General features: G+C 62.1%; 25 protein-coding genes, 2 tRNA genes and 1 pseudogene. 8 read left to right on the top strand and 20 right to left on the bottom strand.

The features are described from left to right. Positions 1-13 precede the first annotated feature (13 nt). The 3 genes from AAFL97_RS13175 to moaA form a co-directional block, all read right to left on the bottom strand. Entirely contained in the window at positions 14-1,951 is a 1,938-nt protein-coding gene (locus AAFL97_RS13175; protein ID WP_341645303.1) for a bifunctional diguanylate cyclase/phosphodiesterase, read from the bottom strand. After that, positions 1,948-3,138 carry a GTP cyclohydrolase II gene (locus AAFL97_RS13170; RefSeq protein ID WP_341645302.1) on the bottom strand — a complete coding sequence of 397 codons (1,191 nt, stop codon included), beginning with the start codon at positions 3,136-3,138 and terminating at the stop codon, positions 1,948-1,950. Before AAFL97_RS13170 ends, AAFL97_RS13175 begins: the two co-directional genes overlap by 4 nt. Positions 3,139-3,321: 183 nt before the next feature. Further along, entirely contained in the window at positions 3,322-4,401 is a 1,080-nt protein-coding gene (gene moaA / locus AAFL97_RS13165; RefSeq protein ID WP_341645301.1) for a GTP 3',8-cyclase MoaA, read from the bottom strand. A 756-nt stretch (positions 4,402-5,157) separates the two neighbouring features. Here moaA and AAFL97_RS13160 point away from each other — a divergent pair. The 5 genes and pseudogenes from AAFL97_RS13160 (at position 5,158) to AAFL97_RS13145 (ending at position 10,167) form a co-directional block, all read left to right on the top strand. Continuing rightward, the gene (locus tag AAFL97_RS13160; protein WP_341645300.1) at positions 5,158-7,647 is read left to right on the top strand and encodes a dynamin family protein; all 2,490 of its coding nucleotides are present in this window, start codon (positions 5,158-5,160) and stop codon (positions 7,645-7,647) included. A 71-nt stretch (positions 7,648-7,718) separates the two neighbouring features. Beyond that, positions 7,719-8,570, top strand: coding sequence for a diguanylate cyclase regulator RdcB family protein (locus AAFL97_RS13155; protein ID WP_341645299.1), 852 nt, complete (start codon positions 7,719-7,721; stop codon positions 8,568-8,570). Next, positions 8,536-8,820 (top strand): annotated as a pseudogene (locus AAFL97_RS24710) (patatin-like phospholipase family protein); the annotation flags it as partial. The gene AAFL97_RS13155 and the pseudogene AAFL97_RS24710, both read left to right, overlap by 35 nt. A gap of 79 nt (positions 8,821-8,899) precedes the next feature. After that, positions 8,900-9,664 carry a hypothetical protein gene (locus AAFL97_RS13150; RefSeq protein ID WP_341645298.1) on the top strand — a complete coding sequence of 255 codons (765 nt, stop codon included), beginning with the start codon at positions 8,900-8,902 and terminating at the stop codon, positions 9,662-9,664. 134 nt (positions 9,665-9,798) lie between these two features. After that, positions 9,799-10,167 carry a type IV toxin-antitoxin system AbiEi family antitoxin domain-containing protein gene (locus tag AAFL97_RS13145; protein WP_341645297.1) on the top strand — a complete coding sequence of 123 codons (369 nt, stop codon included), beginning with the start codon at positions 9,799-9,801 and terminating at the stop codon, positions 10,165-10,167. Here the strand turns inward: AAFL97_RS13145 and AAFL97_RS13140 are convergent. Further along, positions 10,152-10,373 (bottom strand): type II toxin-antitoxin system Phd/YefM family antitoxin, encoded by a 222-nt coding sequence (locus AAFL97_RS13140; protein WP_341645296.1) that lies wholly within the window; start codon positions 10,371-10,373, stop codon positions 10,152-10,154. The genes AAFL97_RS13145 and AAFL97_RS13140 overlap by 16 nt on opposite strands. A gap of 163 nt (positions 10,374-10,536) precedes the next feature. On the opposite strand from AAFL97_RS13140, the gene AAFL97_RS13135 reads away from it, so the two are divergent. Then, positions 10,537-12,978 (top strand): Lon protease family protein, encoded by a 2,442-nt coding sequence (locus tag AAFL97_RS13135; RefSeq protein ID WP_341645295.1) that lies wholly within the window; start codon positions 10,537-10,539, stop codon positions 12,976-12,978. Positions 12,979-12,991: 13 nt separating this feature from the next. Here AAFL97_RS13135 and AAFL97_RS13130 read toward each other — a convergent pair whose 3' ends face one another. From AAFL97_RS13130 to AAFL97_RS13120, 3 genes are all read right to left on the bottom strand, one after another. Beyond that, the gene (locus tag AAFL97_RS13130) at positions 12,992-13,687 is read right to left on the bottom strand and encodes a 2'-5' RNA ligase family protein (RefSeq protein ID WP_341645294.1); all 696 of its coding nucleotides are present in this window, start codon (positions 13,685-13,687) and stop codon (positions 12,992-12,994) included. Positions 13,688-13,872: 185 nt separating this feature from the next. Continuing rightward, positions 13,873-14,721, bottom strand: a complete 849-nt coding sequence (fghA, locus tag AAFL97_RS13125; protein ID WP_341645293.1) for an S-formylglutathione hydrolase — start codon at positions 14,719-14,721, stop codon at positions 13,873-13,875. Between the two features lie 19 nt (positions 14,722-14,740). Further along, a complete protein-coding gene (locus tag AAFL97_RS13120) occupies positions 14,741-15,850 on the bottom strand; it encodes an S-(hydroxymethyl)glutathione dehydrogenase/class III alcohol dehydrogenase (protein ID WP_341647163.1) in 1,110 nt (369 codons plus the stop codon). Positions 15,851-16,022: 172 nt separating this feature from the next. Here AAFL97_RS13120 and AAFL97_RS13115 point away from each other — a divergent pair, with 172 nt between their 5' ends. Together AAFL97_RS13115 and AAFL97_RS13110 are read left to right on the top strand one after the other, a co-directional pair. After that, a complete protein-coding gene (locus tag AAFL97_RS13115) occupies positions 16,023-16,259 on the top strand; it encodes a helix-turn-helix domain-containing protein (protein WP_341645292.1) in 237 nt (78 codons plus the stop codon). Further along, positions 16,159-16,938, top strand: coding sequence for a substrate binding domain-containing protein (locus AAFL97_RS13110; protein WP_341645291.1), 780 nt, complete (start codon positions 16,159-16,161; stop codon positions 16,936-16,938). Before AAFL97_RS13115 ends, AAFL97_RS13110 begins: the two co-directional genes overlap by 101 nt. A gap of 4 nt (positions 16,939-16,942) precedes the next feature. Here the strand turns inward: AAFL97_RS13110 and AAFL97_RS13105 are convergent, their stop codons facing one another. From AAFL97_RS13105 to AAFL97_RS13050, 13 genes are all read right to left on the bottom strand, one after another. Further along, positions 16,943-17,902 carry a TerC family protein gene (locus AAFL97_RS13105; protein WP_341645290.1) on the bottom strand — a complete coding sequence of 320 codons (960 nt, stop codon included), beginning with the start codon at positions 17,900-17,902 and terminating at the stop codon, positions 16,943-16,945. A 281-nt stretch (positions 17,903-18,183) separates the two neighbouring features. Then, positions 18,184-19,032 carry a hypothetical protein gene (locus AAFL97_RS13100; protein WP_341645289.1) on the bottom strand — a complete coding sequence of 283 codons (849 nt, stop codon included), beginning with the start codon at positions 19,030-19,032 and terminating at the stop codon, positions 18,184-18,186. Positions 19,033-19,157: 125 nt separating this feature from the next. Beyond that, complete coding sequence (locus AAFL97_RS13095; RefSeq protein ID WP_341645288.1) at positions 19,158-19,598, bottom strand: NUDIX hydrolase; 441 nt, start codon at positions 19,596-19,598, stop codon at positions 19,158-19,160. A 1-nt stretch (position 19,599) separates the two neighbouring features. Beyond that, complete coding sequence (locus AAFL97_RS13090) at positions 19,600-20,040, bottom strand: NUDIX hydrolase (protein WP_341645287.1); 441 nt, start codon at positions 20,038-20,040, stop codon at positions 19,600-19,602. A gap of 47 nt (positions 20,041-20,087) precedes the next feature. After that, positions 20,088-20,459, bottom strand: coding sequence for a GFA family protein (locus AAFL97_RS13085; RefSeq protein ID WP_341645286.1), 372 nt, complete (start codon positions 20,457-20,459; stop codon positions 20,088-20,090). A 51-nt stretch (positions 20,460-20,510) separates the two neighbouring features. Further along, positions 20,511-21,113, bottom strand: coding sequence for a hypothetical protein (locus AAFL97_RS13080; protein WP_341645285.1), 603 nt, complete (start codon positions 21,111-21,113; stop codon positions 20,511-20,513). Between the two features lie 27 nt (positions 21,114-21,140). Beyond that, positions 21,141-21,893, bottom strand: coding sequence for a 2-phosphosulfolactate phosphatase (locus tag AAFL97_RS13075; RefSeq protein ID WP_341645284.1), 753 nt, complete (start codon positions 21,891-21,893; stop codon positions 21,141-21,143). Positions 21,894-22,087: 194 nt separating this feature from the next. Then, a complete protein-coding gene (locus AAFL97_RS24705) occupies positions 22,088-22,387 on the bottom strand; it encodes a type II toxin-antitoxin system RelE/ParE family toxin (protein WP_445954496.1) in 300 nt (99 codons plus the stop codon). A gap of 12 nt (positions 22,388-22,399) precedes the next feature. Then, positions 22,400-22,615 (bottom strand): hypothetical protein, encoded by a 216-nt coding sequence (locus AAFL97_RS13070; RefSeq protein ID WP_341645283.1) that lies wholly within the window; start codon positions 22,613-22,615, stop codon positions 22,400-22,402. A gap of 209 nt (positions 22,616-22,824) precedes the next feature. Further along, on the bottom strand, positions 22,825-23,916 hold the full coding sequence (locus AAFL97_RS13065; RefSeq protein ID WP_341643699.1) for an IS5 family transposase: 1,092 nt from the start codon (positions 23,914-23,916) through the stop codon (positions 22,825-22,827). A gap of 238 nt (positions 23,917-24,154) precedes the next feature. Continuing rightward, positions 24,155-24,230, bottom strand: a tRNA-Asn gene (locus AAFL97_RS13060). Between the two features lie 74 nt (positions 24,231-24,304). Next, positions 24,305-24,380: transfer RNA gene (locus AAFL97_RS13055), tRNA-Asn, on the bottom strand. Between the two features lie 89 nt (positions 24,381-24,469). Further along, on the bottom strand, positions 24,470-25,678 hold the full coding sequence (locus AAFL97_RS13050; RefSeq protein ID WP_341645282.1) for an amino acid aminotransferase: 1,209 nt from the start codon (positions 25,676-25,678) through the stop codon (positions 24,470-24,472). Between the last annotated feature and the right edge of the window lie 9 nt (positions 25,679-25,687).

The following is a 25,687-nucleotide window of genomic DNA, read 5'->3' as shown; positions in this document are numbered from 1 at the left end:
GGCCGGGGCGGCTTCAGGGCAGCGCGGGCAGGTTGCCCGGCGCCCAGCTGAACTGGTTCCGGCCGGCGTTCTTGGCGACGTACATCGCCGTATCGGCCAGGTTCAGCAGGAGGGTGGCCTCAGTGCCGTGTACCGGATACACGGCGGCGCCGACGCTGGCCGAAACGCGGATGGCGGTGCTGCTGGCGGCACCGGCTTCCAGGCCGAAAGGCGTGGCCAGCGTATCGATGATCTTCCGTGCCACGGCTTCGCAGTCTGCGGCCTTGCCCAGCGAGGCCAGCACGACGCCGAATTCGTCGCCGCCGAAGCGCGCCACGGTGTCCTCGGCGCGGACGCAGCTCTGCAGCCGCCGGCCGACTTCGCACAGCAACTGGTCGCCGGTCGCGTGGCCGAGCTTGTCGTTGACTTCCTTGAAGCCGTCCAGGTCGATGTACAGGATGCCGGCAAGCCCGCCATGGCGGCGTGCCGATTCCAGCACCTGGTCGAAGCGGTCCATGAACATCAGGCGGTTGGGCAGGCCGGTCAGCGGATCGTGCAGGGCCGCGTGCGAGAGCCGTTCCTCGAGTTCCTTGCGGGCGGTGATGTCCTGCGTGACCGCGACCAGGAACCTGGCCCGGCCGTCGGCGTCGGTGACCGCGCTGAGCGCTTCGCAGACCCAGAGGATGGAGCCGTCCTTGCGCCGGTAGGTCTTCTCGATTTCGGGGGAGGACGGCGCGAGCGGCGCCGACAGGCGTTGCTGCAGCTGTTGCCGCACGCGCTCTTCCTCGTGCCTGTCGCCCAGGTCGAAGATCGTGCGCGTGTGCAGCTCTTCCTGGCTGTAGCCGAGCATCCGGCAGAATTTTTCGTTGGCGCCGATGATGCGCCCGTCGGCGGCGATGCGGGCGATGCCCGTCGCCGCCTGGTGGAAGGTCGCCCGGAACAGGGCTTCGCTGGCCCGCACGGCACTGACGGCGGTGCGCTGGCGTGCCAGCATCAGGATCAGCAGGCAGGCGAAGGTCAGCAGCGCCAGCGTGGCGCCGCCCGCCATCAGCAGATAGCTGCTTTCCCGTTGCCGGGTCGGTGCGAGCTCGTCTTCGTAGGCCGTGCCCACGGTCACCATCAAGGGGTAGCCTGCCATGGTCCGGTAGCTGACGACGCGTGCCACGCCGTCGGTGGTCTTGCCGTCGTCGACGAAGCCGTCTTCGGGCCTTTCCTGGCGGCGCTGGAACCAGGCGAGGGAAGTGGCGTCCAGGCCGAACTCGTTGCGGCTGCCGGTCGTTCTGCTCAGTACTCCGCCATCGAGCTTGCCCAGTTCCAGCAGGCCTTGCTGCCCGAGGTCGGCCTGGAGATAAAAATCGGTGAAATCGGTCGGTGGCACCGACATCACGACGACACCGCCGAAGCTGCCGTCCGGGCGCGAGATGCGCAGCGACATCGGAATCTGCCAGTGCCTGGAAACGCGGCCGAGCACCGGCTGGCTGATGAACAGCGTGTCCTCCCCCGGCGTGCGCTGGGCGATGAAGAACTCGCGGTCGGCGTAGTTGATGGCGCTGTTGGCCAGGCGGCTGGTGCTGCTGAGGATGTTGCCGTTTTCGCTCACCACGCTGACGATGCTGAACGAGGTTTCGCGGATGAGTTGCTGGTCGATCAGCTCACGCAGGTCGACGCCTGGACCCCGCTGCAGATAGCGGTCGCGCACGAACACCGCGACCTGCTCGGCCGCTTTCAGCGTGCGGAAGACCTGCTGCTCGAAGGCGATCGCCAGGTTCGAGTTGGACTTCATCGCCGCTGCCACGGCCTGGTCGCGCTCGAAGGCGATCCGCTGCAGCGTGATCAGCCACAGCGCCACGACGGCAAGCAGGCAGGCCGCCGCGATCGCGGCATTCAGCGGCCTGATGCGGCACCTGTACGAGGGGCCGCCCGCTGGCGGAGGTTCACCATCGCCGCGGTCGGCCGGCCGAGTGGAGGTCATCGTGCTCGCCTTCGGCGACGTGCCGGTTTCAGTTGCGTGCGGCTGCTTCGGGGGCAGGCAGGCTCTCCGGGCTGCTGCGACGAAGGCTCGTCCTGCTCGTCGAGCAGATCGTGCAGCCAGTGTCCGTGGCGTGCGGCCTTGGTCGCCAGATAGCGCTGGTTCTGCCGGGTGACCTCGCCGTAGATCGCCTGCCGGGCGGTGACCCTGATGCCGGCGCGCTGCAGCGCCTCGACCTTGCTGGGGTTGTTGGTCAGCAGCAGGATGCGCGAGATACCGAGCTGTTCCAGCATTTCGTGGGCGACGCGGAAGTTGCGCTCGTCCTTGGAGAAGCCGATCGTCTGGTCGGCGTCGATGGTGTCCAGGCCTTCGTCCTGCAGGCCGTAGGCGCGCAGCTTGTTGGCGAGGCCGATGCCGCGCCCTTCCTGCGACAGGTAGAGCAGCACGCCGCCGCCCTGGGCATCGATCGCGGCCACGCCGCGGCGCAGCTGTTCGCCGCAGTCGCAGCGCAGGCTGCCGAAGAGGTCGCCGGTGAGGCAGGACGAATGCAGGCGCACCGGCACGTCGTCCGGCCACCCGGCCGGGTCGCCGATGACGACGGCGACGTGTTCATGGACGCCGTCCGCCTCGCGAAACAGCACGAAGCGGCTGTTCTCGGCTTCGGCCAGCGGCACGCGGGCCTCGCTGATGCGGTTCAGCGCGCCGGGGCCGCCGGCACCGAGCTGCAGCGCGATGTCGGCATCGACCACCAGCAGGTTGCCGCTCGCCACTTCGGCTTCCACTTGCGCGGCCTGTGCGGCGGCGACGTCGCAGGCGACGGCGGCGGGCACCAGCAGCGCATGCGACAGCAGGCGGATCGCCGCCCGGTCGGCCTTGCCCGCAGGGGCGTGGCGGGCACCGGCCGGCAGGCGGGCATCGCGCCTGCTGGCCAGCTCGTGCAGGCCCTTGCTGTCGGGCAGCGGGGACAGCGAGACGGCGGCCGGCTGTTCGGTGTCGCCGAAGCCGAGCGCCGCCATGCGGTGGCTGGACAGCACGAGACGGGGCAGGCTGCCGCCGAGCGCCTGCAGTTCGGCCAGCGCCTTGTCGTCCAGGCCTTCGACGGCCTGGATCAGGGTGGTGCTGCCGTTGTCGCGCACGAGGATGGGGAGGCCGCGTCGCAGGTCGAAGATGGCGCGTTCGGCTTGGCGCATCGGTTGTTCTCCGGTCGGGTATCAGATTCGTTGTGAGGCGCGCGCACTCGAGAGCCTGTCGCGGGCGTCGAGAGTGAGCCGATTCCAGATTGGGGCGGATTCGTATTTTGCAATGCCAGCGCGTCCGCGGCATCGACCGATCCGCGCATCGCGGTATTTCGGATACGGAGGCTGAGCCATGTTTCAGCCGCCGATGTAGGACATCTCGATCTTGCGCAGCGCCGCGGTCGCGGCGCTGCGGATCTCGGAGTAGCGGTCCTCGCGCTGCTGCCATACCTGGGCAATCGCGGCGTCGAGGCGGGCATCGTCCGCGTTGGCGCGCAGCAGGCCGCGCAGGTCGTGGCCCTGCTGGGCGAACAGGCAGGTATAGAGCTTGCCTTCGGTCGACAGCCGGATACGGGTACAGGACGAACAGAAGGCCTGCGTCACCGACGAGATCACGCCGATCTCGCCGCCGCCGTCCTTGTAGCGCCAGCGCTCGGCGACTTCGCCGGTGTAGTTGGGCGACACCGGCTCCAGCGGATGGAGGCGGTCGATGTGAGCAACGACTTCGCGCGAGGGCAGCACCTCGTCCATCTTCCAGCCGTTGGAGGCGCCGACGTCCATGAACTCGATGAAGCGCAGGATGTGGCCGCTGTGGCGGAAGTGCGCCGCCATCGCCTCGATGTCGCCGTCGTTGGTGCCGCGCTTGACCACCATGTTGATCTTGATCGGGCCGAGGCCGGCATCGCTGGCCGCGGCGATGCCTTCCAGCACTTTCTCCACCGGGTAGTCGGCGTCGTTCATGCGGCGAAACAGGGCGTCGTCGAGCGCATCCAGGCTGACGGTGACGCGGTTCAGACCGGCGTCCCTGAGGCGACGGGCCATCTTCGGCAGCAGCACGCCGTTGGTCGTCAGCGTCACTTCGACGCCGTCGAGCCGGGCGAGCATCTCGATGAGGTTTTCCAGGTGCTTGCGCAGCAGCGGCTCGCCGCCGGTGATGCGGATCTTGCGCACGCCGCGGGCGACGAACAGCCGCGCCAGGCGCAGAATTTCCTCGAAGCTGAGCAGCTCGCGCCGCGGCAGGAAGGCGTAGTCGTCGCCGAACACTTCGCGCGGCATGCAGTAGATGCAGCGGAAGTTGCAGCGGTCGGTGACCGAGATGCGCAGGTCGCGCATCGCCCGCCCGCGCCGGTCGAGCACGGCGCCGCTCGCGGCGGGAGTCTGTGCCAGCCCGCTGGCTGGCGGCGGGATCGGCGCGTGGTGGATCGGGATGACTTTCATGTGCGGCGGCTGTTCCGAGCGTGTGCGGATTATCGGCAGTGGGGCGGTGCAGTGCAAGGAAGAAGCGGTGCAACGACGAGCGGTACGGCAAGTCGTGCGCTGCATTGTGACCCATGTCACGTCCCCGCGCATTCTAAGTAGCTCCCAGCAATTCCGTAATCGCTTGCAACTTGTATAGTTCAAACACATCGATTTATATGGATACGACATTACTCGGTGCAACGTGAGTTTGCTTGCCTCTGCTGGGACGATCGTTATAGCGCAGATTCTGGCGCTCTATGTGGCGTCACCGCCATTCTGTGTAGCGCGGGTAAGGACATCAGAGCCCGGCAACGAACAGGGGGGATGCAGATTGAATGACATCATAATTATGGCGAATGAAATAATGTAAAGCGCTGATTTATTCTGTTCTTACGCCAGCGCGGCATGAAAAATCAGATGGCTACGCGCCATTGTTTTGACGAACGACGATCTATTCAGCGCTTCCAAAGTGCGGCTACAGAGACATCTAAACGCCTGACTCGACGTAATCAAGGAAAGAAATGCCAGTCAAACCATCGCCAGTGCAATACACCTGCTGCCAGTGTGGGTGGAAAGCGGTTTATGTGCCGCCTTCGGATGCATTGATCTCCATGCCACCAAAAAATTGCGGGAGATGCGGACGGAATGACCTGAAAATCTCTAAGCTCAGTATCGTGGACGGGTTTGACACCATTCCAAGAATTACTTTTCGTTTCACCTTGTAAGGTTAGCTCCATGCACAAAACTAACATTGAAATCCTGCGTGACGAGGCCAAACGCCAACTGCATCAGCTCAAGAGCCTGCTGCAAAAGGCGCAGCAGAAAGGCTTGGTGGAACCGCCTGCTACCGATCGGAAAAGCAGGGCCACATTCGATACCGAGTCCTTGCCTAAGGTGTTGGAAGTGTTGGATGGCGAAACTCACAAGCTGGAACATTTGGAGATGGTGCTGGCCGTGGTTGGCACCATGAAAGCTGGTAAGTCCACCAGCATCAACGCTATCGTTGGTGCCGAAGTGCTGCCTAATCGCAACCGTGCCATGACGACTCTGCCTACGCTTATTCGGCACACGCCCGGCGTTTTACGGCCTCGTTTGATATTCGAAAAGGTCGAGCCGCTCAATAAATTACTGGTGGTACTGGGAAAGGCAGTTAAGAGCAAATCGGCAAGCCCGGAAATCTTGACAAAGCTGCAAGGCGATGAAGATATGGTGAAGCTGCTGGATCAGATCCAACAGGAAACCGTTTTTGTAGCTCAGCAGGAGGGCGAGAAAGAAATTTTTCATTTTCTCAAAAGTCTGAATGATTTGGTTCGGCTGTGCTCTGAGCTGGAAGTGGACTTCCCTTTCAGCGAGTACGCAACGGTGGATGCCATGCCTGTCATCGAGGTGGAATTCTCACACCTGAAGAATATGCCTGTTACCCAAGGCCGGTTGACTTTGCTGGACACGCCTGGCCCCAACGAAGCAGGACAGCAACACCTGCGCCACATGCTCAAGGATCAGTTAAAAAAATCGTCTGCCGTGCTGGCTGTGCTGGACTATACCCAGCTCAAATCCGATGCGGATGCGCAGGTGCGCGAAAACCTGATGGAAGTTTCCGATACTGCCAAGGGCAGGATGTATGCGTTGGTCAATAAGTTCGATCAGAAAGATCGCAACAGCGATGATGAGGTGACGGTCAAGAGGTGCGTTGCGCAGACCCTAATGAAGGGTGCCATAGCAGAAGAGCACGTATTCCCGGTTTCTTCCAGCCTAGGGTATTTGGCTAGCCGTGCCCGTAATGAGATCGAACGCAATGGAAGGTTGCCAAATCATGAGTCTTGGGTAAGTGATTTTGGAAAGAAAGTATTTGGACAAAGGTGGGAAAAATTCATCGATGACCCAAAAGAGGCGAAGGAGGGGGCTGATGAAATCTGGCTAGAATCCGGCTTTGCCCGTCCTCTGGAACAAGTGATTGTCGAGGCTCACCAGAACGCTGCTTTGGAGGCGCTACGCTCGGCTGCCTCCAAGTTGGCTGGTTACGCAAAAGACACCGGGGATTTCTTCAAAGCTAATGCTGGAGCGCTCAAGAGAAGCGCCGCCGACCTTCAGACGAATATCGACAACCTTCATCAGGATATTGAAAAAATTTCCCGGATTGAGAACGCTATCGAAAAGACGTTGGAGGATGCTCTGAAGAATGTGCAAAATAGGGTTAAAGGTGCGGCCGAAGGAGTGCGGAAAGAGGTCAGTGGAACATTGGAAGATTATTTTAGAGAGGGTAAGGGCATCGAGAGGGCCAGCAGCCGAACGAGAGTCGTGAAGGTCAGTGGTCGAACGAAAAGAAGCGGTGCAAAAATGCCGCAAAAAAAGCAAGAACCAGAGTCTGAGCCAAAGGGTGTTTTGAATAGATTGATTAACTCATTTTCCTCAATGAGTGAAAAGATAGAAAGCTCTTCTGTACAGGATTTTGATCCCAGTAGCCCTATCATAAAATTCAATAGAAAGTCGGATGCCAGTGATTTTTTGAAGCGTGTTGAAAAATCCATTCGCAATGCTATGCGAAAGGCTGAGGATGATTTTAAGATTTGCATTCAAGATGGGGTTAATGATTTTTCATATGAGCTTGAGTTGTGTCGTGCAGATTCACTGGAGAAGATTAAGAAGTCTGTGCAAAAGAATGTTGATGGGTTTGATATTGAAATTCGTCTTCCCAATGTTCAGGCAATTAAACTGGATGTGTCTGTTTCTGGTATCGTGAAGAATGCCGTTAAGGAGAAAACAAAGAAAATAAGAAAATATCGAAGGCAGTCTGGTGTGTGGGGGACTGTGTGCAGTTGGTTCGATACAGATGATTGGGGTTGGGAGGATTATGAGGTAGATAAGAAATATTATCAGGTTGATCTAAAAAGAATTAATATGTTATCCAATAAGGGTATAGAGTCAATTTTTTCATCCGCTTGCTCTGCATTGAATAATGAAATTTATCCGCAGTTGCAACAAGGGGTGGAGGAATTCTTTTGTGCATTCCGTGAAAAAGTCGAGCATGTGCGCGGTGACTTGATGGGAGGAATTCAGAAGCACAGTCTAGATCAAGCTAGAAAGGCTGAAGTTCTGAAGGACTTCACGCAAATGGCACAGGAGGCATCGGGCCTGGAGGCTGATTGTGGGACGCTGAACGATTCCGCTGAAGTGTTGCGTCGTGAGGAGGGGGTTTCTACTGCGCGGAGCGAGGAGCTAGTATGAGTGGTAGTTCTGCTCCAATAACATCGGATTCACTGCCCTGCCAAACTTTGCGCTGTCTATCCGAGAAATTTGTGGTTGACTTTGCGAATGGTATCGACGTAACGCGCGATCGCGTGTGTACAGCGCGGGCGCTCGAGCTTTTTGCGCGAATGTACGACGGCTTTACCGGCCTGGGAGCGCGGCGACAGACCGAGGTCAACGCTGGTCTGGCTGATGGTGTAAACGCGTCGCTGCAATGGCTTTGCGAATTGAGTGAGTCGTTAGCGCACAGCAACCTGGCAATTACGAGTATCAATGATCGGGTAACGTTACTCACGGGAAACGTGACCCGGCTGGTGCACTACAGTGCTGATACACGTGAGCAGTTGCAGGCGCTGGCTAATCGGCTGGATACGCGAATGCAAGATATGGCGCAGAAGATTGAACGTATCGACTTCATCCAGAAGGCGCAATTGAATATGGAAGAGGCGTTCACAAAATGGGAGGCGGGCCGCTTTGCAGCCTTCTCGCCTGCTGCTCGCTGCTATGCTGTCCTGGAGGAACTACGCTGGGGAGCCTTGGGCGATTATTGCCGTAGTCCCTACAACAATCCGCGGCAGTGCAGCGATTTTATGGATATCGTGACTGATAGAGCAACGAAGCAACTAGCAACAGACGCCGTCGTTAGCTTGGATACAGCGCCAGAAATGGTTGCCGTTTGGTTGGCAGTACCGCCAGCTAGGCGAAATGATTGCAGTGACGATATGTGGAGAGCGTTGTCCTATTTGGCCGATGGCATGGTTGTCGATGCTGCCCCCTTTGCGAATAGTGCGGCTCTGCGCCCGACTAGCCTGCCACGTGCCGTGCCGTTGATCGCCAATGCTCGGCGTGTAGCCAAGGCGATGGTGTATGAGGTTTTTCTTCAGGAGGCGGTCAATGCCTGAAGCGCTGTCTGCCAACACGTTCAAGACCGGATTGGTACTTTCGGGAGGTGGTGCCAAAGGCGCCTATCAGGTTGGTGTACTCAAGGCACTGCTGGAATTGGATGCTAGCATCGACATGGTGGCAGGGGCGAGCATTGGCGCACTGAACGGCGCTGTTCTGGCTTGCGCACCATCTCTGCCCGAGGGTGTGCAGCGACTGGAGATACTGTGGAATACGCTGGCTGAACGATCGCCTTTGGAGGCCAATATACCTGCTTACCTGAAGCTGCGCGCTAGCAGGGGTGACGCTAGGTACGCCGCTGTCGGGGGTGTTTGCGCGGATACCAGGCTTGATTCAGTGCCTCGGTCAAATCGCGGGTGTTGCGGAGAGCGCAGCAAGAATAGCCGATGGATTAAAGACATTAGATACTGGGCTGATGTCGGACGGACCACTCAAGGCTTTGATGGACGAATACCTCGATATTGAAAGTTTGGAGCACGGTTTGCCGTTGTATGTGTCCGTCTACAAAAGTCGAGGGGGACTGGTTGATATGCTGCGCTGCATGGTGGCCGAAGCGGGGTTGATGGATACATCGCCTTCACGCTTCGTGCATGTGCAGTTGCTTCCTGAAGAAGTACGCCGCGATGTCTTGCTGGCTTCCGCCGCGATTCCGTTGCTGTACCAGGCCCGCCAGCTTGGTGATGCTCGTTATTCGGACGGTGGGCAGGGCGGTTGGCAGACCGCCCAAGGTAATACACCCATCACGCCTCTGGTCGAAGCGGGTTGCCAGCAGGTGATCGTGACCCATTTGACCGATGGTTCACTGTGGAGTCGTAATGACTTCCCCGATACGACAGTGTTGGAAATTCGTCCGCAATCGCCGATTACACGAGGTAGTGAGATGAAAGCACTACTTGGGTTTGATGCTTCAAACATTGCCAGATTGATGGAGCAGGGTCACCGTGACGCCTTGCACTGTGTAGGCCGGGTGATAAGGGCCAGCCGCGCCCGCCAAGCGCTGCGACAGTCTGAATGGGGTCGCGATGATAGCTTGAGGCGAGGGGATGCAGCCGATGCCGAGTTGCGTGATGCAATGTCGAGACTTCTTGGGTGACAAGATGCAGCGAAAAGTTGTTCAGCTAAAATATTCCGCCCCATACTTGGCGGAACATCGCCTATGCCGATCTGATCCTCAGCCAAGGCTGCCGCAGCTACGCGCATGACATTTATACGCAGGCACCGTTCGAGGTGTGGCTGGCCACCGACAATAAGACCGCCACGCCGAAGCTGGACTATCCGCTGCGCCTCGTTCGCTTTTCCGGCGCAACGCTGACCGAGGGCGCCGAGGGGCATGCCGTCGATGGCGTCGCCGTTCGCATTACCTGCGTCGCCAAAATGGTGGCTGACTGCTTCAAGTACCGCAACAAGATCGGGCTGGACGTGGCACTGGAGGTGTTGCGCGAAGCGTGGAGCGCCAAGTGCATGACCGGTGATCAGCTTTGGCATTATGCCAAGGTCTGCCGCGTGGCCAATGTGATGTGCCTCTATTTGGAGAGTCCGGTATTAGGAGGCCTTTCAGCCCCTGGTTTTCGGGCGGTTGCTCAGCCGCGTTCGTGAAGCGCGTCGCGGTCGATGCGCATGCCGTCTTTCCAGGTGCCGCGGAACTGGCGGAAGACGCTGAAATCGGGTTTGGCCGGCTGTTCGGTCCGCAGGCGGGCCACCGCCTGGCCACGCCGGGTGATGATGATTTTTTCCCCGGCCTGCACGGCATCGAGCAGGGCGCTCAGCTGGGCCTTGGCCTGGGCGACGCTGACGGTCTGCATGGGGTGCTCCAGTGGGTCATGTGAGATGACCATCTTAAAGGGTGGCTGGGGAACATCCAGGTAAAGCCGCGGTTCGGATTCCCCGGCCGCCGTGCCGGGAGGCCAGTGGCCACGGTGTATCATTCGGCTCCGGATCGAATCCGGCTTCTGGAGAATGACAACGATGGCCGAACCCGTGGCCCTGCCGGCATCGGCACTGCGTACCTATTGCGACCCCGCCTGCTTCACCTTCGACACCACTGAATCCCTCGACGATCCATCCGGCGGCCACGCCGGCGACCTCGGCCAGGCGCGCGCCGTCGAGGCCATCAGGTTCGGCCTCGCCATGGGCCACAGCGGCTACCACGTGTTCGTGCTGGGCGAGCCGGGCAGCGGCAAGCATGCCACCACCTTCCGCCTGCTGCGCGAACGCGCGGCGACCGAACCGGTGCCGCCGGACCTGTGCTACCTGCACAACTTCGACGAGGCGCTGAAGCCCAGGCTGCTCGCGTTGCCGGCCGGCCGCGGCGCCACGCTGCGCAGCCACATGCAGACCTTCATTCGCGAACTCGGCCCGGCGCTGGGCGCGGCGCTCGACAGCGAGGCCCACAGCGAGCGCGTCGAGGCGCTGCAGAATGCCCACAAGGCGCGTGAGGACGGCGCGCTGCGCGAACTCGGCGAAGCCTGCGGCGCGGAGTCGATCTCGCTGCTGCAGACGCCTGAAGGCTTCGTCTTCGCGCCCACGCGCGAGGGCGAGGTGATGTCGCCCGAAGCTTTCGAGGCGCTGCCCGAGGAGGAACGCAAGGCCATCGAGGCGCGCGTCACCGCCTGGAGCGAGAAGCTCGAAGACCTGCTCAACGACTTTCCCGGCTGGCGCAAGGCGGTGCGTGAATCGATCGAGCGTGCCGAGACTGAGGTGCTGGGGCCGGCAGTGTCCCACCTGCTGCGTGAAGTGCGTGAAGCGCATGCCGATCTGCCCGAGGTGCTGAGCTTTCTGGATGCGGTGCACAAGGATGTGCTCGACAGCGCGATCCGGGGCACCATGCTCGACGAGATGGACGAGGACGCCACCGAGTCCGAGGAGGCGGCCCGCCACCAGCGCTACCAGGTCAAGCTGCTGGTCGATCATTCGGCTTCGCAGGGGGCGCCGGTGGTGTTCGAGAACAACCCCGGCTACGGTAACCTGATCGGCCGCATCGAGCACGTCGTGCAGCAGGGCAACCAGGTCACCCATTTCAACCTGATCCGCGCCGGCGCACTGCACCGCGCCAACGGCGGCTACCTGGTGCTCGACGCTGAACGCCTGCTGACCCAGCCTTACGCCTGGGAAGGCCTGAAGCGCTGCCTGCGCGCGGGCGAGATCCGCATCGAGCCGCCGGCCGAGGCCCAGGGCTGGAGCGGCGCGTTGACGCTGGAGCCCGAGGCGGTGCCGAGCGCGCTGAAAGTGGTGCTGATCGGCGACCGCGACATCTACTACCTGCTGATGGACAACGACCCGGAGTTCGCCGACTTGTTCAAGGTCGCGGCCGACTTCGACGACGACCTGCCGCGCACGCCCGACAACGAATGCGAGTACGCCCGGCTGATGGCGCTGCTGGTGCGCAGCGCCAAGCTGCTGCCGGTCGACCGCAGCGGCGTCGCGCGGCTGGTGGAGGAGGGCGCCCGCCTGGCCGAGGACGCCGGCCGGCTGTCGCTGAACACCCGCGCGCTGTCCGACCTGATGCGCGAAGCCGATCATCAGGCGCGCTTGAAGGGCCTGGCCGCCACCGGCCGCGCCGAAGTCGAGGCTGCGCTCGAAGCACGCGCGCGGCGCTGCAACCGCTACCCGTCCCGCGTGCGCGAATCCATCCTCGACGGCACGACGTTGATCTCCACCGACGGCGAGCGCGCCGGCCAGATCAACGGCCTGGTGGTGGTCGAACTGGCGGGCGAGCGCTTCGGCCATCCGGTGCGGATCACCGCGACGGTGCGCATGGGCGAGGGCGACGTGGTCGACATCGAGCGCGAGACCGAGCTGGGCGGCGCCATCCACTCCAAGGGCGTGCTGATCCTGTCGGCCTTCCTCGCCGCGCGCTATGCCCGCCACCAGCCGATGTCGCTGTCGGCCAGCCTGGTGTTCGAGCAGTCGTATGCGCCGGTCGAAGGTGATTCGGCTTCGCTGGCCGAACTGTGCGCGCTGCTGTCGGCGCTGACGCAGATCCCGATCCAGCAGCGCTTCGCCATTACCGGTTCGGTGAACCAGTTCGGCGAAGTGCAGGTGATCGGCGGCGTCAACGAGAAGATCGAAGGTTTCTACGACCTGTGCATGGCGCGCGGGCTGGACGGCAGCCACGGCGTCGTCATCCCCGCCGCCAGCGTGCGCCACCTGATGCTGCGCGAGGACGTGGTGCAGGCGGCGGCGCAAGGCCTGTTCCACATCCATGCGGTGAAGACGGTCGATGAGGCGATGAGCGTGCTGACCGGCGTGGAAGCGGGCGAACCCGACGCCAAGGGCGTGATCCCCAAGGGCACGCTGAACCACAAGGTCGCCGCCGTGCTGGCCGAGATGACTGCCGCGCGCCACGCCCATGCCGATGCGGATGGCGCCGTGGGCTCGCGCCAGCATCGCCGGCGCCACAGCGTCTGAGGCAGGGCGCGCGTCAGGGCAGGGGAAAGGGCAGCAGCTCCGCGCCGCCCGCCGCAGGGATGCAGCGGGCGTGGGCGAAGTCGTAGTCGGCGATGCGGATCAACTTGCCGCCGATTTCCCCGCTGGCGTAGCCGAGCAGGCTGATGCGGGTGATGCGCTGCCGCAGCGCGTCGGCGGGCACGAATGCCGCCAGCCGGGCATGGACGGCATCCAGCGGCCAGGCGCCACCATACAGTCCCACGGTGACGTGCGGGCGGTAGTCGGCGTGCGCGGGCAACTGCGGAGCAAGGTTCAGGCAGGCATGCAGGCGTTCGACGTGCCGGCTGCCGTCATGGACGGCGAGATAGGGCGCGGAGGTGAAGCCGTCCAGCGCGCCGATTTCGATGTCGAAGGCCTTGGGCTGCAATCCCTTCAATGCATCGACCTGGCGATGCAGCAGTTCGACGCCGAAGTCGTCGTTGTGCACCGGTGCCGGACTGGGAAAGCCGCACAGGCCGACGGTGATGTGCGGCTGGCGCAGATAGCCGTCCAGCAGCAGCCCGGACAGATGTCGCTGGGCCGCGGCCACGCGCCGGCGTACCGGCTCCACATCGACGTCCAGCGCCCACAGCAGGTAGTAGGGGCGGCCCAGATGCCATTCGCCGAAGTCGCGGCGAACGTTGCGGATCGTCGTGTTCGACACCGGCGGCAGGTCGTGGGAGAAGGACATGGAGGAGGGCCGCCTCTACTTTTCTGGACAAACAGCACAAGCTCTCGCAGGAGCGGCTTCAGTTGGGGGCGCCGAGCCGGGGGCGCCGAGCCGGGGGCGCCGAGCCGCGAATGCAGGCCGCAGGCCTGCCCGATCGGGAAGGGCCGCTATCGCAGCTCTGTTCGCGGCTGAGGCGCTCCCATGAATTACCTGGCGGCGGCGTTCCCAAGCAGCGCCTGCGCATGATGGCGCAGGTGGTCGCCGATGAAGCTGGCGATGAAGTAGTAGCTGTGGTCGTAGCCCGGCTGCATGCGCAGTATCAGCGGATGGCCGGCGGCCTCGCAGGCGGCCTGCAGCAGTTGCGGCTTGAGCTGGCCGTCGAGGAATTCGTCGGCGTCGCCCTGATCGACCAGCAGCGGCAGCTTCTCGCCGGCCGAGGCGACCAGTTCCACGCTGTCGTACTGCTTCCAGGCTTCGCGGTTCTCGCCGAGGTAGTTCGAGAAGGCTTTTTCGCCCCAGGGCACCTGTGTCGGCGCGACGATCGGCGAGAACGCCGACACGCTGCGGTAACGGCCGGGATTCTTCAGCGCGATGCTCAGCGCGCCGTGTCCGCCCATCGAATGGCCGCTGATCCCGCGCGCGTCACTGGCCGGGAAGCTGGCTTCGACCAGCGCCGGCAGTTCGGCGACGATGTAGTCGTACATCCGGTAATGCTGCGCCCAGGGCTGCTCGGTGGCGTTGAGGTAGAAACCCGCGCCCTTGCCGAGATCGTAGCCGTCGGCATCGGCGACGTCGTCGCCGCGCGGGCTGGTGTCCGGCGCGACGATGATGAGGCCGTGTTCGGCAGCGTAGCGCTGTGCGCCGGCCTTGGTGATGAAGTTCTGCTCGGTGCAGGTCAGGCCGGACAGCCAGTACAGCACCGGCAGCTTCGTACCGCCCGCCGCCTGCGGCGGCAGGTAGACGGCGACGTTCATCTCGCAGCCCAGCACGTCGGAGCGGTGCCGATAGACGTCCTGCCAGCCGCCGAAGCAGGCGCGGTGTTCGATGCGTTGCATGCTCGCTTCCCCGCTTCGATCAGAAGTGGATGACCGAGCGGATCGACTTGCCTTCGTGCATCAGGTCGAAAGCTTCGTTGATCTTCTCCAGGCCCATGGTGTGGGTGACGAAGGGCGCGAGCTCGATGTCGCCCTTCATCGCATCCTCGACCATGCCCGGCAGCTGGCTGCGGCCCTTGACGCCGCCGAAGGCGGTGCCCATCCACTTGCGGCCGGTGACGAGCTGGAACGGCCGGGTGGAGATTTCCTGCCCCGCACCGGCCACGCCGATGATGACCGACTGGCCCCAGCCGCGGTGTGCGCATTCCAGCGCCGCGCGCATCACGTTGACGTTGCCGATGCACTCGAAGCTGTGGTCCACGCCCCAGCCGGTCATGTCGACGATGACCTGCTGGATCGGCTTATCGTGATCCTTCGGGTTCACGCAGTCGGTGGCGCCGAACTGCTTCGCCAGTTCGAACTTGGACGGGTTGGTGTCGATCGCGATGATGCGGCCGGCCTTGGCCTGGCGCGCGCCCTGGATCACCGCCAGGCCGATGCCGCCGAGGCCGAACACCGCGACGGAGTCGCCTTCCTGCACCTTGGCGGTGTTGTGCACCGCGCCGATACCGGTGGTGACGCCGCAGCCGAGCAGGCAGACGTGCTCGGGGTTGGCTTCCGGGTTGACCTTGGCCAGCGACACTTCGGCGACCACGGTGTATTCGGAGAAGGTCGAGCAGCCCATGTAGTGGTAGATCGGCTGGCCGTTGTAGGAGAAGCGGGTGCTGCCGTCGGGCATCACGCCCTTGCCCTGGGTGGCGCGCACCGACACGCACAGGTTGGTCTTGCCGCTCTTGCAGAACAGGCATTCGCCGCACTCGGCGGTGTATAGCGGAATGACGTGGTCGCCCGGCTCGACGCTGGTCACGCCTTCGCCGACTTCGACCACGATGCCGGCGCCTTCATGGCCGAGCACGGCGGGGAAGATGCCTTCCGGATCGTCGCCGGACAGCGTGAACGCGTCGGTGTGACAGACGCCGGTGTGGGTGATCTTCACCAGCACTTCGCCCTTGCGCGGCGGTTCGACGTCGATCTCGACGATCTTCAGCGGTTCGCCGGCGGCGAAGGCAACGGCGGCACGGGATTTGATGGTCATGGCTGCGGGCTCCTGTCGTTCTTCTGCACGGCCTGGCCGCAGGAGGCCAAGCGTCGGAACCCATGAGTATTCCAAGACGGATTGATCCAATGAATGAATAGTTTTTGATTTCAGAATTCCGATAAATGGAATAATTGGGTCTGTTGCCCCATGCAGGAATCACACGATGCTGAACCGCCTGGAAATGCTGCGGATCTTCTGCACCGCGGCCGAAACACGCAACTTCAAGGAGGCGGCGACCCGGCTCGGCGTCTCGCCGCAGGCGGTGACGCGGGCGGTGAAGGAACTCGAAGGCCACGTCGGTGGAACTGCTGTTCCACCGCAACACCCGCCACACCCGCATCACCGAATTCGGCGAGCAGCTGGCGGCCCGCGCGCGGATCGGTGTCAAGGGCGTGGATGAGCTGTTCGAGCGAAGCGCGAAGGAGCAGGACAGCGGCCTCGGCGGCCTGGTGCGCATCACCGCGCCGCGCGCGCTGCAGCGCGACTACCTGACACCGGTGCTGGGCGAACTGTGTGCCGACCATCCGGGGCTGCAGCTGGATCTGCGCCTGTCCGACCAGTTCGTGGATGTGGTGGATGAGCAGATCGACATCGGCGTGCGGCTGGGCTCGCTGCGCGACAGCCGTTTCGTCGCCCGCGCGGTGGCGCAGGTGCCTTTCCACATCGTCGGCGCGCCCTCGCTGATCGAGCGGGTCGGTTTACCGCGGACTTTGCAGGAACTGGCCGAGCGGCCGGCCACTGCCGTCATCGACCCGAACACCGGCAAGCCCTGGGTGTGGTTCCTCGCGCGCGGCCAGCAATGGCTGCCGCGCGCACCGGCCTTCGCCACCGACGATACGCGTGCCGAAGCCGATGCGGTGCTGGCCGGCATCGGCTTCGGTCAATTGGCGGCGCCGCTGGCCCAGCCGCACCTGCGTGCAGGCAGGCTGGTCGAGGTGCTGCCCGAGTTCCGTCCCGAACCCTGGGGGCTGTCGGTCTATCGTCCCCAGCGCGGACCGGTGGCGGCGCGGATCAGGTTGGTATTCGACCGCCTCGTCGAGCATTTTGCTGCCGAGGCGGCATCCTGGCTGCGCGCCTGAAGCATCAGGCCTGCGACCTCTTCTTCGCGCTGTGCCACAGGCTCGCGCCGACGGCGATGGCGAGGATCACCGCGACCACGCCGAGCGAGACCAGCACCGGAATCTTGATCCACTCGACGATCAGCATCTTGGTGCCGATGAAGACCAGGATCGCCGCCAGGCCGTACTTCAGCAGTTCGAAGCGGTCGCCCAGGTCGGCGAGCAGGAAGTACATCGCACGCAGGCCGAGGATGGCGAACAGGTTCGAGGTCAGCACGATGAAGGGGTCGGTGGTGATCGCGAAGATCGCCGGGATGCTGTCGACCGCGAAGATCACGTCCGAGATCTCGACCAGCACCAGGGCGAGGAAGAGCGGGGTGATCATGCGCACGCCGTCACGGACGACAAAGAAGCGTTCGCTTTCCAGGCGCTCGGTGACCGGGTAGTGGTTGCGGATCCAGCGCACGAAGGGGTTCTTGTCGAGGTCGGGGTCGTGCTCGGCGAACCACACCATCTTGATGCCGGTGATCACCAGAAAGGCGCCGAACACGTACAGCAGCCAGTGGAATTCGGCGATCAGCCAGCTGCCGGCGAAGATCATGATCGTGCGCAGCACGATCGCGCCGACGATGCCGTACAGCAGCACGCGCCGCTGCAGTTCCAGCGGCACGGCGAAGAAGCTGAAGATCATCATCCAGACGAAGACGTTGTCGACCGCCAGCGACTTCTCGACCAGATAGCCGGTGACGAAGGCCAGCGCCTGCTCGTTGGCGATCGCGCGGCCCATCGTGCCGTCCAGATACCACCACAGCCCGCCGGCGAACAGCAGCGACACCGTCACCCAGGCCAGCGACCAGCCGGCAGCCTCCTTCAGCGACACCCGGTGCTGCTTGCCGCCGCCGAAGGCGAACAGGTCCACCAGCAGCATCACTACCACGATGGCGGCAAATACCGCCCACATCCACCACGTACCGATCGATTCCATTGCGTGCTCCGCACAAAACAAAAAAGGGCCTGTTCCCGAAGGACACAGACCCTGCATCTGTCTTGCGTGCACGGACCTTGCCCTTGGGCAAGGTCTCGCTTGCAAGGAATCATGGCTCAGAAGAACCGGTGACTCTGTTGCCCACAACACCGGGAGCGTGTCTGGCGACAGGCTGCCGTGGTGACGATGTTGCGGCTTGAGAAGCTACTCCCCTTGAAGGCCGCGAGTGTATGCGAGGCGGGGCGAAAGTCAACTCCGGCGTATCGAACTGGATGCTGACGTCAGCCGTACCACTTCGCCAGTTTCGCCGCCGCGCTGTTCGGGCCGAACTCGGCCATCAGTGAATTCTGGTTCTCCGCCGCCCAGGCCACGGCGCGTTCGGCATTGCCGATGCGGCGCTCCAGCAGGTGGCCGTCGGCGGAGAGCAGTTCGGCGGCCGTGGAGAAGGCGCCGGCGACGTTGTGCAGCGTCCGCAGCGCGCCTTCGCGTCCGATCTGCAATACGGCATCGAAGGCCTGTTCGTCGAACTGCAACTGGCCGTCGGGCGTGAAGCCTACGCCCATGTCGGTGAGGCCGAGGGCGAAACCGCCGTTGCCCGCACCGTGGAAGATCGAACCGACTTCGCGGCGTAGCGAAAAGCGTGCGGCTTCACCCGCCTGGTTGTCGTCGAGCAGGGCGCCGTCCTCGAAGTAGGGGTCGAACTCGGTGTCCCACTGGTTGTAGCGCTCGATGAAGTCCTCGAGCGCGGCCTTGATGTCGCCGTCCGCGCTGGCCATCGTGAGCTGCTTCAGCCCGTCGCCGGCGCTGCCCAGCTCGGCCAGCCGCTCGCGCAGGCGCGTCAGCACTTCGGCCTCGTCGCCGATCGACTCGACGCGCGCGTTGTAGCGCTGCAGGAAGGCGCTGTTGCTTGCTTCGAGCTGGGCAAGCACCGACTCCATCTGCGTCGATGCATCGTCCACCAGCATGGTGTTCACGCCCTTGCCCGAAGCGCCGAGCAGGCGCGTGGTCTGGAGCTTCAGCAGCGCCTCGAACAGGCCGGCCTGGCCGGCGCTTGTGGTCTTGCTGCTACCATCGGTACGCGTCAGCAGGGCGAGGGCATTGAGGCGGAAGGCGGCGAGATCGATGTCCATGGTATGCCTCGCAAGAAATCTTGAATTTCAGTGTAGCAGTTGCAGGATGTTGATGACATGGCTACCCCGTAATGCTGCCGTTCGGTGCTGAACCCATCAAGGTAGGTGGGGGAGGCGAAACAGACTTATTTGTTGGTCTGCTGAAACAACATGCTTTCGATGCCGCTCGGGTAGGTGCGAAAGTTTCCGGCACGAAGCTGATCCCGACTGAACCATCTGGCCATGAACTTGCTGCCATTGGACTCGGTTCCCTGCAGTTCTGGTTCTTCATAGAGGCGGATGTCTACGAATTTGGCCTCGTAAACAAAGACGATTTCATGGCCTTGCTTGCCGTCGAAGGAAAACAGGTTCTCGAGAACGCCCAGGAGTATGAAGGAGTGGGCCTCGGCGCCAATTTCCTCCAGCGTTTCCCTCCTGGCTGCCTGTTCGGAAGTCTCACCAAAGTCGATGCCGCCGCCTATCGGGATCAGATAGTGCTCATTTTTGGCGGGGTCGTAACCTTCCGTGAGCAGAACGCTATCGTGGTGGCGGAAGATGCATACGGATTTTGCTCGAATGGTGCTCATGTCACGAACTGGTTTTGGCTGTTCTGCTGGTATCGTAAGTCAGCGCCGAACGAATGTACTTCAGTGCCCTTTGAAAGACCTCGTGCCACTCTGCATCGGCGGGCTTGGAAAGCGGGTGCCAGAAGAAGCTGAAATCGTGCCCGCCATCATCGGCGGCATGATGCACCCACTGATCGGGAAGTACCTGATCTGCTTCGCAGAGGTGGAACGACCAGATTTGTCCTTGATGGCCGGATTCCCAGAGACCGAGCCCGGCTGAAATTCTGGTGGCTTGCACGCCAGCCTCTTCTGCAAGTTCGCGTATGGCGGCTTCTTCCGGGCTCTCGCCGTCTTCGATGCTGCCTTTCACGAGTTGAAGACCAGCGATCGGGTGCCGGAATGCAAGTATCTCGATCTCGTCGCCCCTGCGCAGAAGCACAGGGCAGGATTTTGTTGGTGTCATTCGTGTGCTCCTGGGGCGGTGGGGCGCCAGCAGCTTCTGCAAGTGGATTACTGATTGGCGTGTGGGTAGTGTGCACCGGATTCCAGGTGGACATCCTTGATGTTCTTTGGCACGAAAGGTGTGTCGAGCGATGCCAAGGGGATCGATACCCAGTCAGTGAATTCATTGCTGCCGCTCCATTCGATATTGGAGCCGCAAATGCTGCAGAACTTCCTGACGATGCTTCCAGATGAGTTGTAAGCGGTGAGCAGCTCCTGTCCGGACAGATACTCCAGATCGGCTCTGGGTACGCTTGTATACGTGGCGAATGCCGCGCCATGCTGCTTCTGGCACATCCTGCAATGGCAGTTCGTCACCGCTTTGGGCTCGGACTGCAAGCGAAACGAAACTGCGCCACAGAGGCAACTGCCGTTGTACATTTTTTCTCCTGAAGGCCAGTGAAGTTCGTGTCCGGGTTTTATGGAGATCGGCTACCAGTCGCGCCGATCGGCTGCGTCGATGAGTGCGTCGAACAGTTCGAGTTCGTAACGATCTGCCCGCAACCGCGCCGGTGTCCAATCTTGCGCTTGATATGCATTGAAAAGCACGCTGCCTGGTGACAGAGTTTCCAGTTGCAGATACCAGCGTCTCAGCGGTTCATACAAGCGGATGTGCGTTTCGAAACTGCGACGCAGTCGTGTCTTGTCGTTCGTTCTCTGCAGCCGGATGGTCTGTTCCGGTGGGTCGAGAAATACGATCTGATCTGCAAACCCGAGCTGCTTCTCCGAGATTCGTTTCCGGGTGGCTTGGACGTTCGCCATCCAGGTTTCGCGCGAACCGCTTCCGATTTGCCACAGGCACCACGCATAGTGGATCTTCAGCGGGTCAGTGTCGAAACAGACGATGTCATGAGTGCGCTCAAGCTCCAGTCCGCGTCGCCAGCGTTCGCTGTTTTCATCGCTCCAGTATTGGGCTACCGATGCGTCATCTGCAGTTGGCGGGGCAGTCGTTATTTCATCGACGACTGCCGGAGCGTACCGTGACGCCCATGTCGTCTTCCCGGCAGCGCTGACGCCTTCGATGGCTATGATCATGATGTTCGCGGAAAACGTGATCGCCCATTACCGTAGAGCAGCAGGATATGCCGTATTCCTTTCTGGCGCTGCCTGATAAGCGCCGTCGCACAAGATGGGCGCTGCGTCGTCGCTGTCGATCTCGCATGCCAGTAAGACGTCGATGTCGTAGCCTCGCTCCAGCAACTCCTTGCCTGAACTGCAACCCCGAATGGTGTCGATGAGCGATGAGCTGGTTGCACCTTCGTACGCCCGGACTGCAGTACATGCCTCGGGAGATCTGCTGCCGCCAAGGTGCTGAATGATCGCTCCAGCCCCAATCAGATCTTCAAGCGCGGGGCGGAGCGATGAATCGGCCTCCCATCGCTCGCCGCAGGGAATCACCCCGATTCTCGGACCGTGTTTCGAGGCAGCGGCAGCCACGGCTTTGGCATTCCTGAGGCAGCCCGCGTAGGTGGGAACACCACCGGTGGAGAGTGAGATCGTTGCCCCATTGGGACTGGGGAGAACGATCCGCTGTCCCGATTGCACGGCGCTTAGGGAGGCGGGAGAAAGGGAATGGCTGCCCTTGCCGCGCGGCCCGGCCAGGATGGCTCCCTTTTCTTCAGCAAACGTGATGCGCGAATCGTCTTTCCACTTATAGGGAAAAACCATCCCTCCTTTACTGACGGCAACAGTCACCGCGGTGGTGAACGACAGGACATCCACGACGATCACGGCATTGCAGTGTCTCGCTATGGCCTCGGCACCACGCAGTCCCCATTCGCACCGGATATCGTATTCGCTCTGAGTGAACGTCATGGTTGCACTGAGTGAGATTGGATCTGGAAGGGGTTGCTGGCTAGAGCCTTGCCGAAGAACTCGACGCGATGGGGACGTGTTGTCATCGCCGTTGCGGCCCATGCGCATGCGTCGTCCATGCGGTGCAGATCGATAGGGCTTGGAACGTCCGGGGGTGTGGCTGCGGTTTGTGGCATTTGTGAGTGATCCTGAGCCTACAGGCGGGGCTGGTATTCTCGGCTCGAGTGCCAGAAGGCGAGTACATGCAGGGAGTGTTGGTCGGCTTTGTAGTAAATGAAATACCGTAACCGGCTCAAATAGAGCCTTCGAACACCGCGTGCTCGTGCTCCCTCGTAAGCTGCGCCAATGCCGGGTTGCTCGGCAAGCAGGGCAACCGCCTCTGCGAAATCCTTGCCGATGGCGCCTGGTGCGGCCGGCCGCTTGTCTGCCCACCATGCGGCCGCTCTCTGGATCCGGACCGCAGCCCGTACCGAAATCCTGATTTGAAGCGGCATTTCTGCTGCCAGCTACTTGGGCAGCGACGCCAGGAGCGATTCCAGGCTTACAAACTCTCCGCGCTCGATCTCGGCCATGGATGCCAGAAGCTCGTCCTCCTGTTCAGCAGTGAGCGAGAAGCTCTCATCTGCTCCACGGGTGACAACGGTCACGACTGCACCCTCGAGGAGCGGAACATCTTCGAGGACGATCTTGCCGTCGATGACGGTACCAGTGGCGACTTGCATGTGGCGATGGCGCTCCTGCTATGGGCTGATGTGGCACCAGCCATGGTGCAGTCTAACAGGCTGATGCAAAAGAGCTGAACACCGGACTAACCCAGGGGTTCAAATTGATCTTCACAGGGACTTCGTCGAGAGAATGGGGCTTTCAATGCGACCCACATTGCCGGCATGGACGTTCCGAGACCGATCAGCCCCTGGTTCGTTTGCCCGACTCACGCCGTTCCTCCCGCATTTCCCAATTTCGCGATTCTCAACAAGTTGTAGGCTGCGCCAGAAATGAAGGCCGCCATTTGCGTCTTCGCCTGCCCGATGAATCGCGTCTTGCGCAACCCACCGACCGTCTTGAGCCAGCCGAAGATTTCCTCCACCCGCTTTCGCTTGCGTTGGCTGATCCGATAGCCCTCGGTTCGCGTCGTGCGCCCATCGAGTCCAGGCGTGCAGCGATGGTCGATTCGAGCAATGTGCGGCCGGATACGATGCGCGCGCAGGTGCGCCACGAAATCCTTGATGTGGTAACCCTTGTCGGCCGCCAGACTCTTGGGGTGGATACGCCGTCGGCGGGCGCGGGTGAGCATCGTGCGTGCAGCACGGTGCTCGGCCTGCGTCGATTCCGTGATCAGGATGTCGACACACAGGCCATGACGGTTCTCCATGAGCACATGCCCGCCGTAGCTGAGCCTGGCAGGCTGGCCGTTACCCTTTCGCATGAGCCGTGCGTCAGGATCAGTGCTGCTCTGGTGTGTGGCGTTCGAACGCTTCTCACCTTTGAAATTGACCATCCCCGTGCCATCACCACCGTCTTTCGGCGGCTCGCCGTCCTTGCGCTTGAAACTCTTGAACGAGGCCCAGGCTTCGATGAGCGTGCCGTCGACAGTGAAGTGATCCGAGGACAGCAAATGTTGCCGGCGCGCCAGGCTCACCACCTCGTCAAAGAAGCGGCGGGCGATATCAGTCGCCACCAGGCGTTCGCGCAGGCGGCTGAAATTCGACTGGTCCAGGCCTGCGCTCTCCAGGTCCATGTCGAGGAACCAGCGAAAGAGGATGTTGTAGTTCAGTTGTTCGCAGAACTGCCGGTCAGACCGGATCGAGTACAGCGCGATCAGCAATTGCCCCTTGAGCAGGCGCTCAGGCGGAATCGACGGGCGGCCGGTACTCGAGTACAGCGCATCCAGGTCCGCCGAAATGGCACTCAGCGCCCGATCGGCCAATTGCTTCACCCTTCGCAGGGGATGATCGGCCGGTACGCGCGATTCCGGCGAGAAATAATGGAACATCGAGGACTGGGGATCGAGTGGGCCGCGCATCGCTGTCAGGACAAGGGATTGAGGAACGGATTTATGACTATCAACTCGCAGGATCGTTCACTAGGTTATGCATCAACCTGCTAACGCTGGATGCCGCTCTGCAGCTAGACCGATCCCGCATGTGGATGAATGTAATCCATATGCTACTCACGGAGCGAAGAGGGGCATTCAACAAGCACCAAATGAAAAAGGCCAGTATCCTCGACACCGAAGTGTGCTGGATGACTGGCCTTGAATTTGGCTCCCCGACCTGGGCTCGAACCAGGGACCTACGGATTAACAGTCCGGCGCTCTACCGACTGAGCTATCGGGGAATTGAAACGTGTGCTGAAACTCGGTCTTTGCTGCTGCCTGTCGTTTCCTTGGAAAACGGCAGGTTCTGAAACTTTGGCTCCCCGACCTGGGCTCGAACCAGGGACCTACGGATTAACAGTCCGGCGCTCTACCGACTGAGCTATCGGGGAACAGAGGCGCGCATTATAGGAATGGCGCCTTGTAGCGTCAAGGTGGAGCGGTGATTTTTATGCTTTCACCGCTCCATCCCGATCGTTGCTCAGCCCTTGACGACCTGGGCGATGGCCTTGGCGACGTAGCCGATGTTCTTCGAGTTCAGCGCGGCCAGGCAGATGCGGCCGGTCGACACGGCGTAGATGCCGAAGTCGGACTTCAGCTTCTCGACCTGGTCGGCGCTGAGGCCGGTGTAGGAGAACATGCCGCGCTGCTTGATGACGAAGGAGAAGTCCTGCGCCACGCCTTCGGCCTTCAGTTGCTCGACCAGGCTGGTGCGCATGGCGCGGATGCGGTCGCGCATGCCGGCCAGTTCGTCTTCCCACTGCTGGCGCAGCTCGGGCGAGTTGAGCACCGCGGCGACGATGGCGCCGCCGTGGATCGGCGGGTTGGAGTAGTTGGTGCGGATCACGCGCTTGACCTGCGACAGCACGCGGCCGGCTTCTTCCTTGCTGGCGGTGACGATCGACAGCGCGCCGACGCGCTCGCCGTACAGCGAGAAGCTCTTCGAGAACGAGCTGGAGACGAAGAACTGCAGGCCGCTGGCCGAGAAGGCGCGCACGGCGACGGCGTCGGCGTCGATGCCGTCGGCGAAACCCTGGTAGGCCATGTCGAGGAAGGGCACCAGGCCGCGGCTGCGGCACACGGCGACGACTTCGTCCCATTGGGCGTCGGATAGGTCGGCGCCGGTGGGGTTGTGGCAGCAGGCGTGCAGCACGATGATCGAGCCGGCGGGAGCGGCTTCGAGGCTGGCCTTCATGCCGGCGAAGTTCACGCCGCGGCTGGTCGCGTCGTAGTAGGCATAGGTCTGCACCGGGAAGCCGGACGACTCGAACAGCGCGCGGTGGTTTTCCCAGCTCGGGTCGGAGATGTGGACGGTGGCGCCGGGCAGCAGGCGCTTCAGGTAGTCGGCGCCGACCTTCAGCGCGCCGGTGCCGCCGAGCGCTTCGACGGTGACGACCCGGCCGCTGGTGGCCAGCTCGGAGCCCTTGCCGAACAGCAGGTTCTGCACCGCGCCGTTGTAGGCGGCGGGGCCTTCGATCGGCTGGTAGCCGCGCGGCGGCTGGGCTTCGAGGCGGGCCTTCTCGGCGGCGCGGACGGCGGCCAGCAGCGGAATCTTGCCGTTGTCGTCGTAGTACACGCCGACGCCGAGGTTGACCTTCTCGGCGCGGGTGTCGGCGGCGAAGGCCTCGTTCAGGCCAAGGATCGGGTCACGGGGCGCCATCTCGACGGCGGCGAAGATCGAAGCAGACATGAAGACTCC

It is taken from the genome of Thauera sp. SDU_THAU2, from assembly GCF_038260575.1.
In the GTDB taxonomy this organism is placed as follows: domain Bacteria; phylum Pseudomonadota; class Gammaproteobacteria; order Burkholderiales; family Rhodocyclaceae; genus Thauera.
The sequence above is the reverse complement of the archived record's forward strand: the minus strand, read 5'-3'. Positions and strand labels throughout refer to the sequence as shown.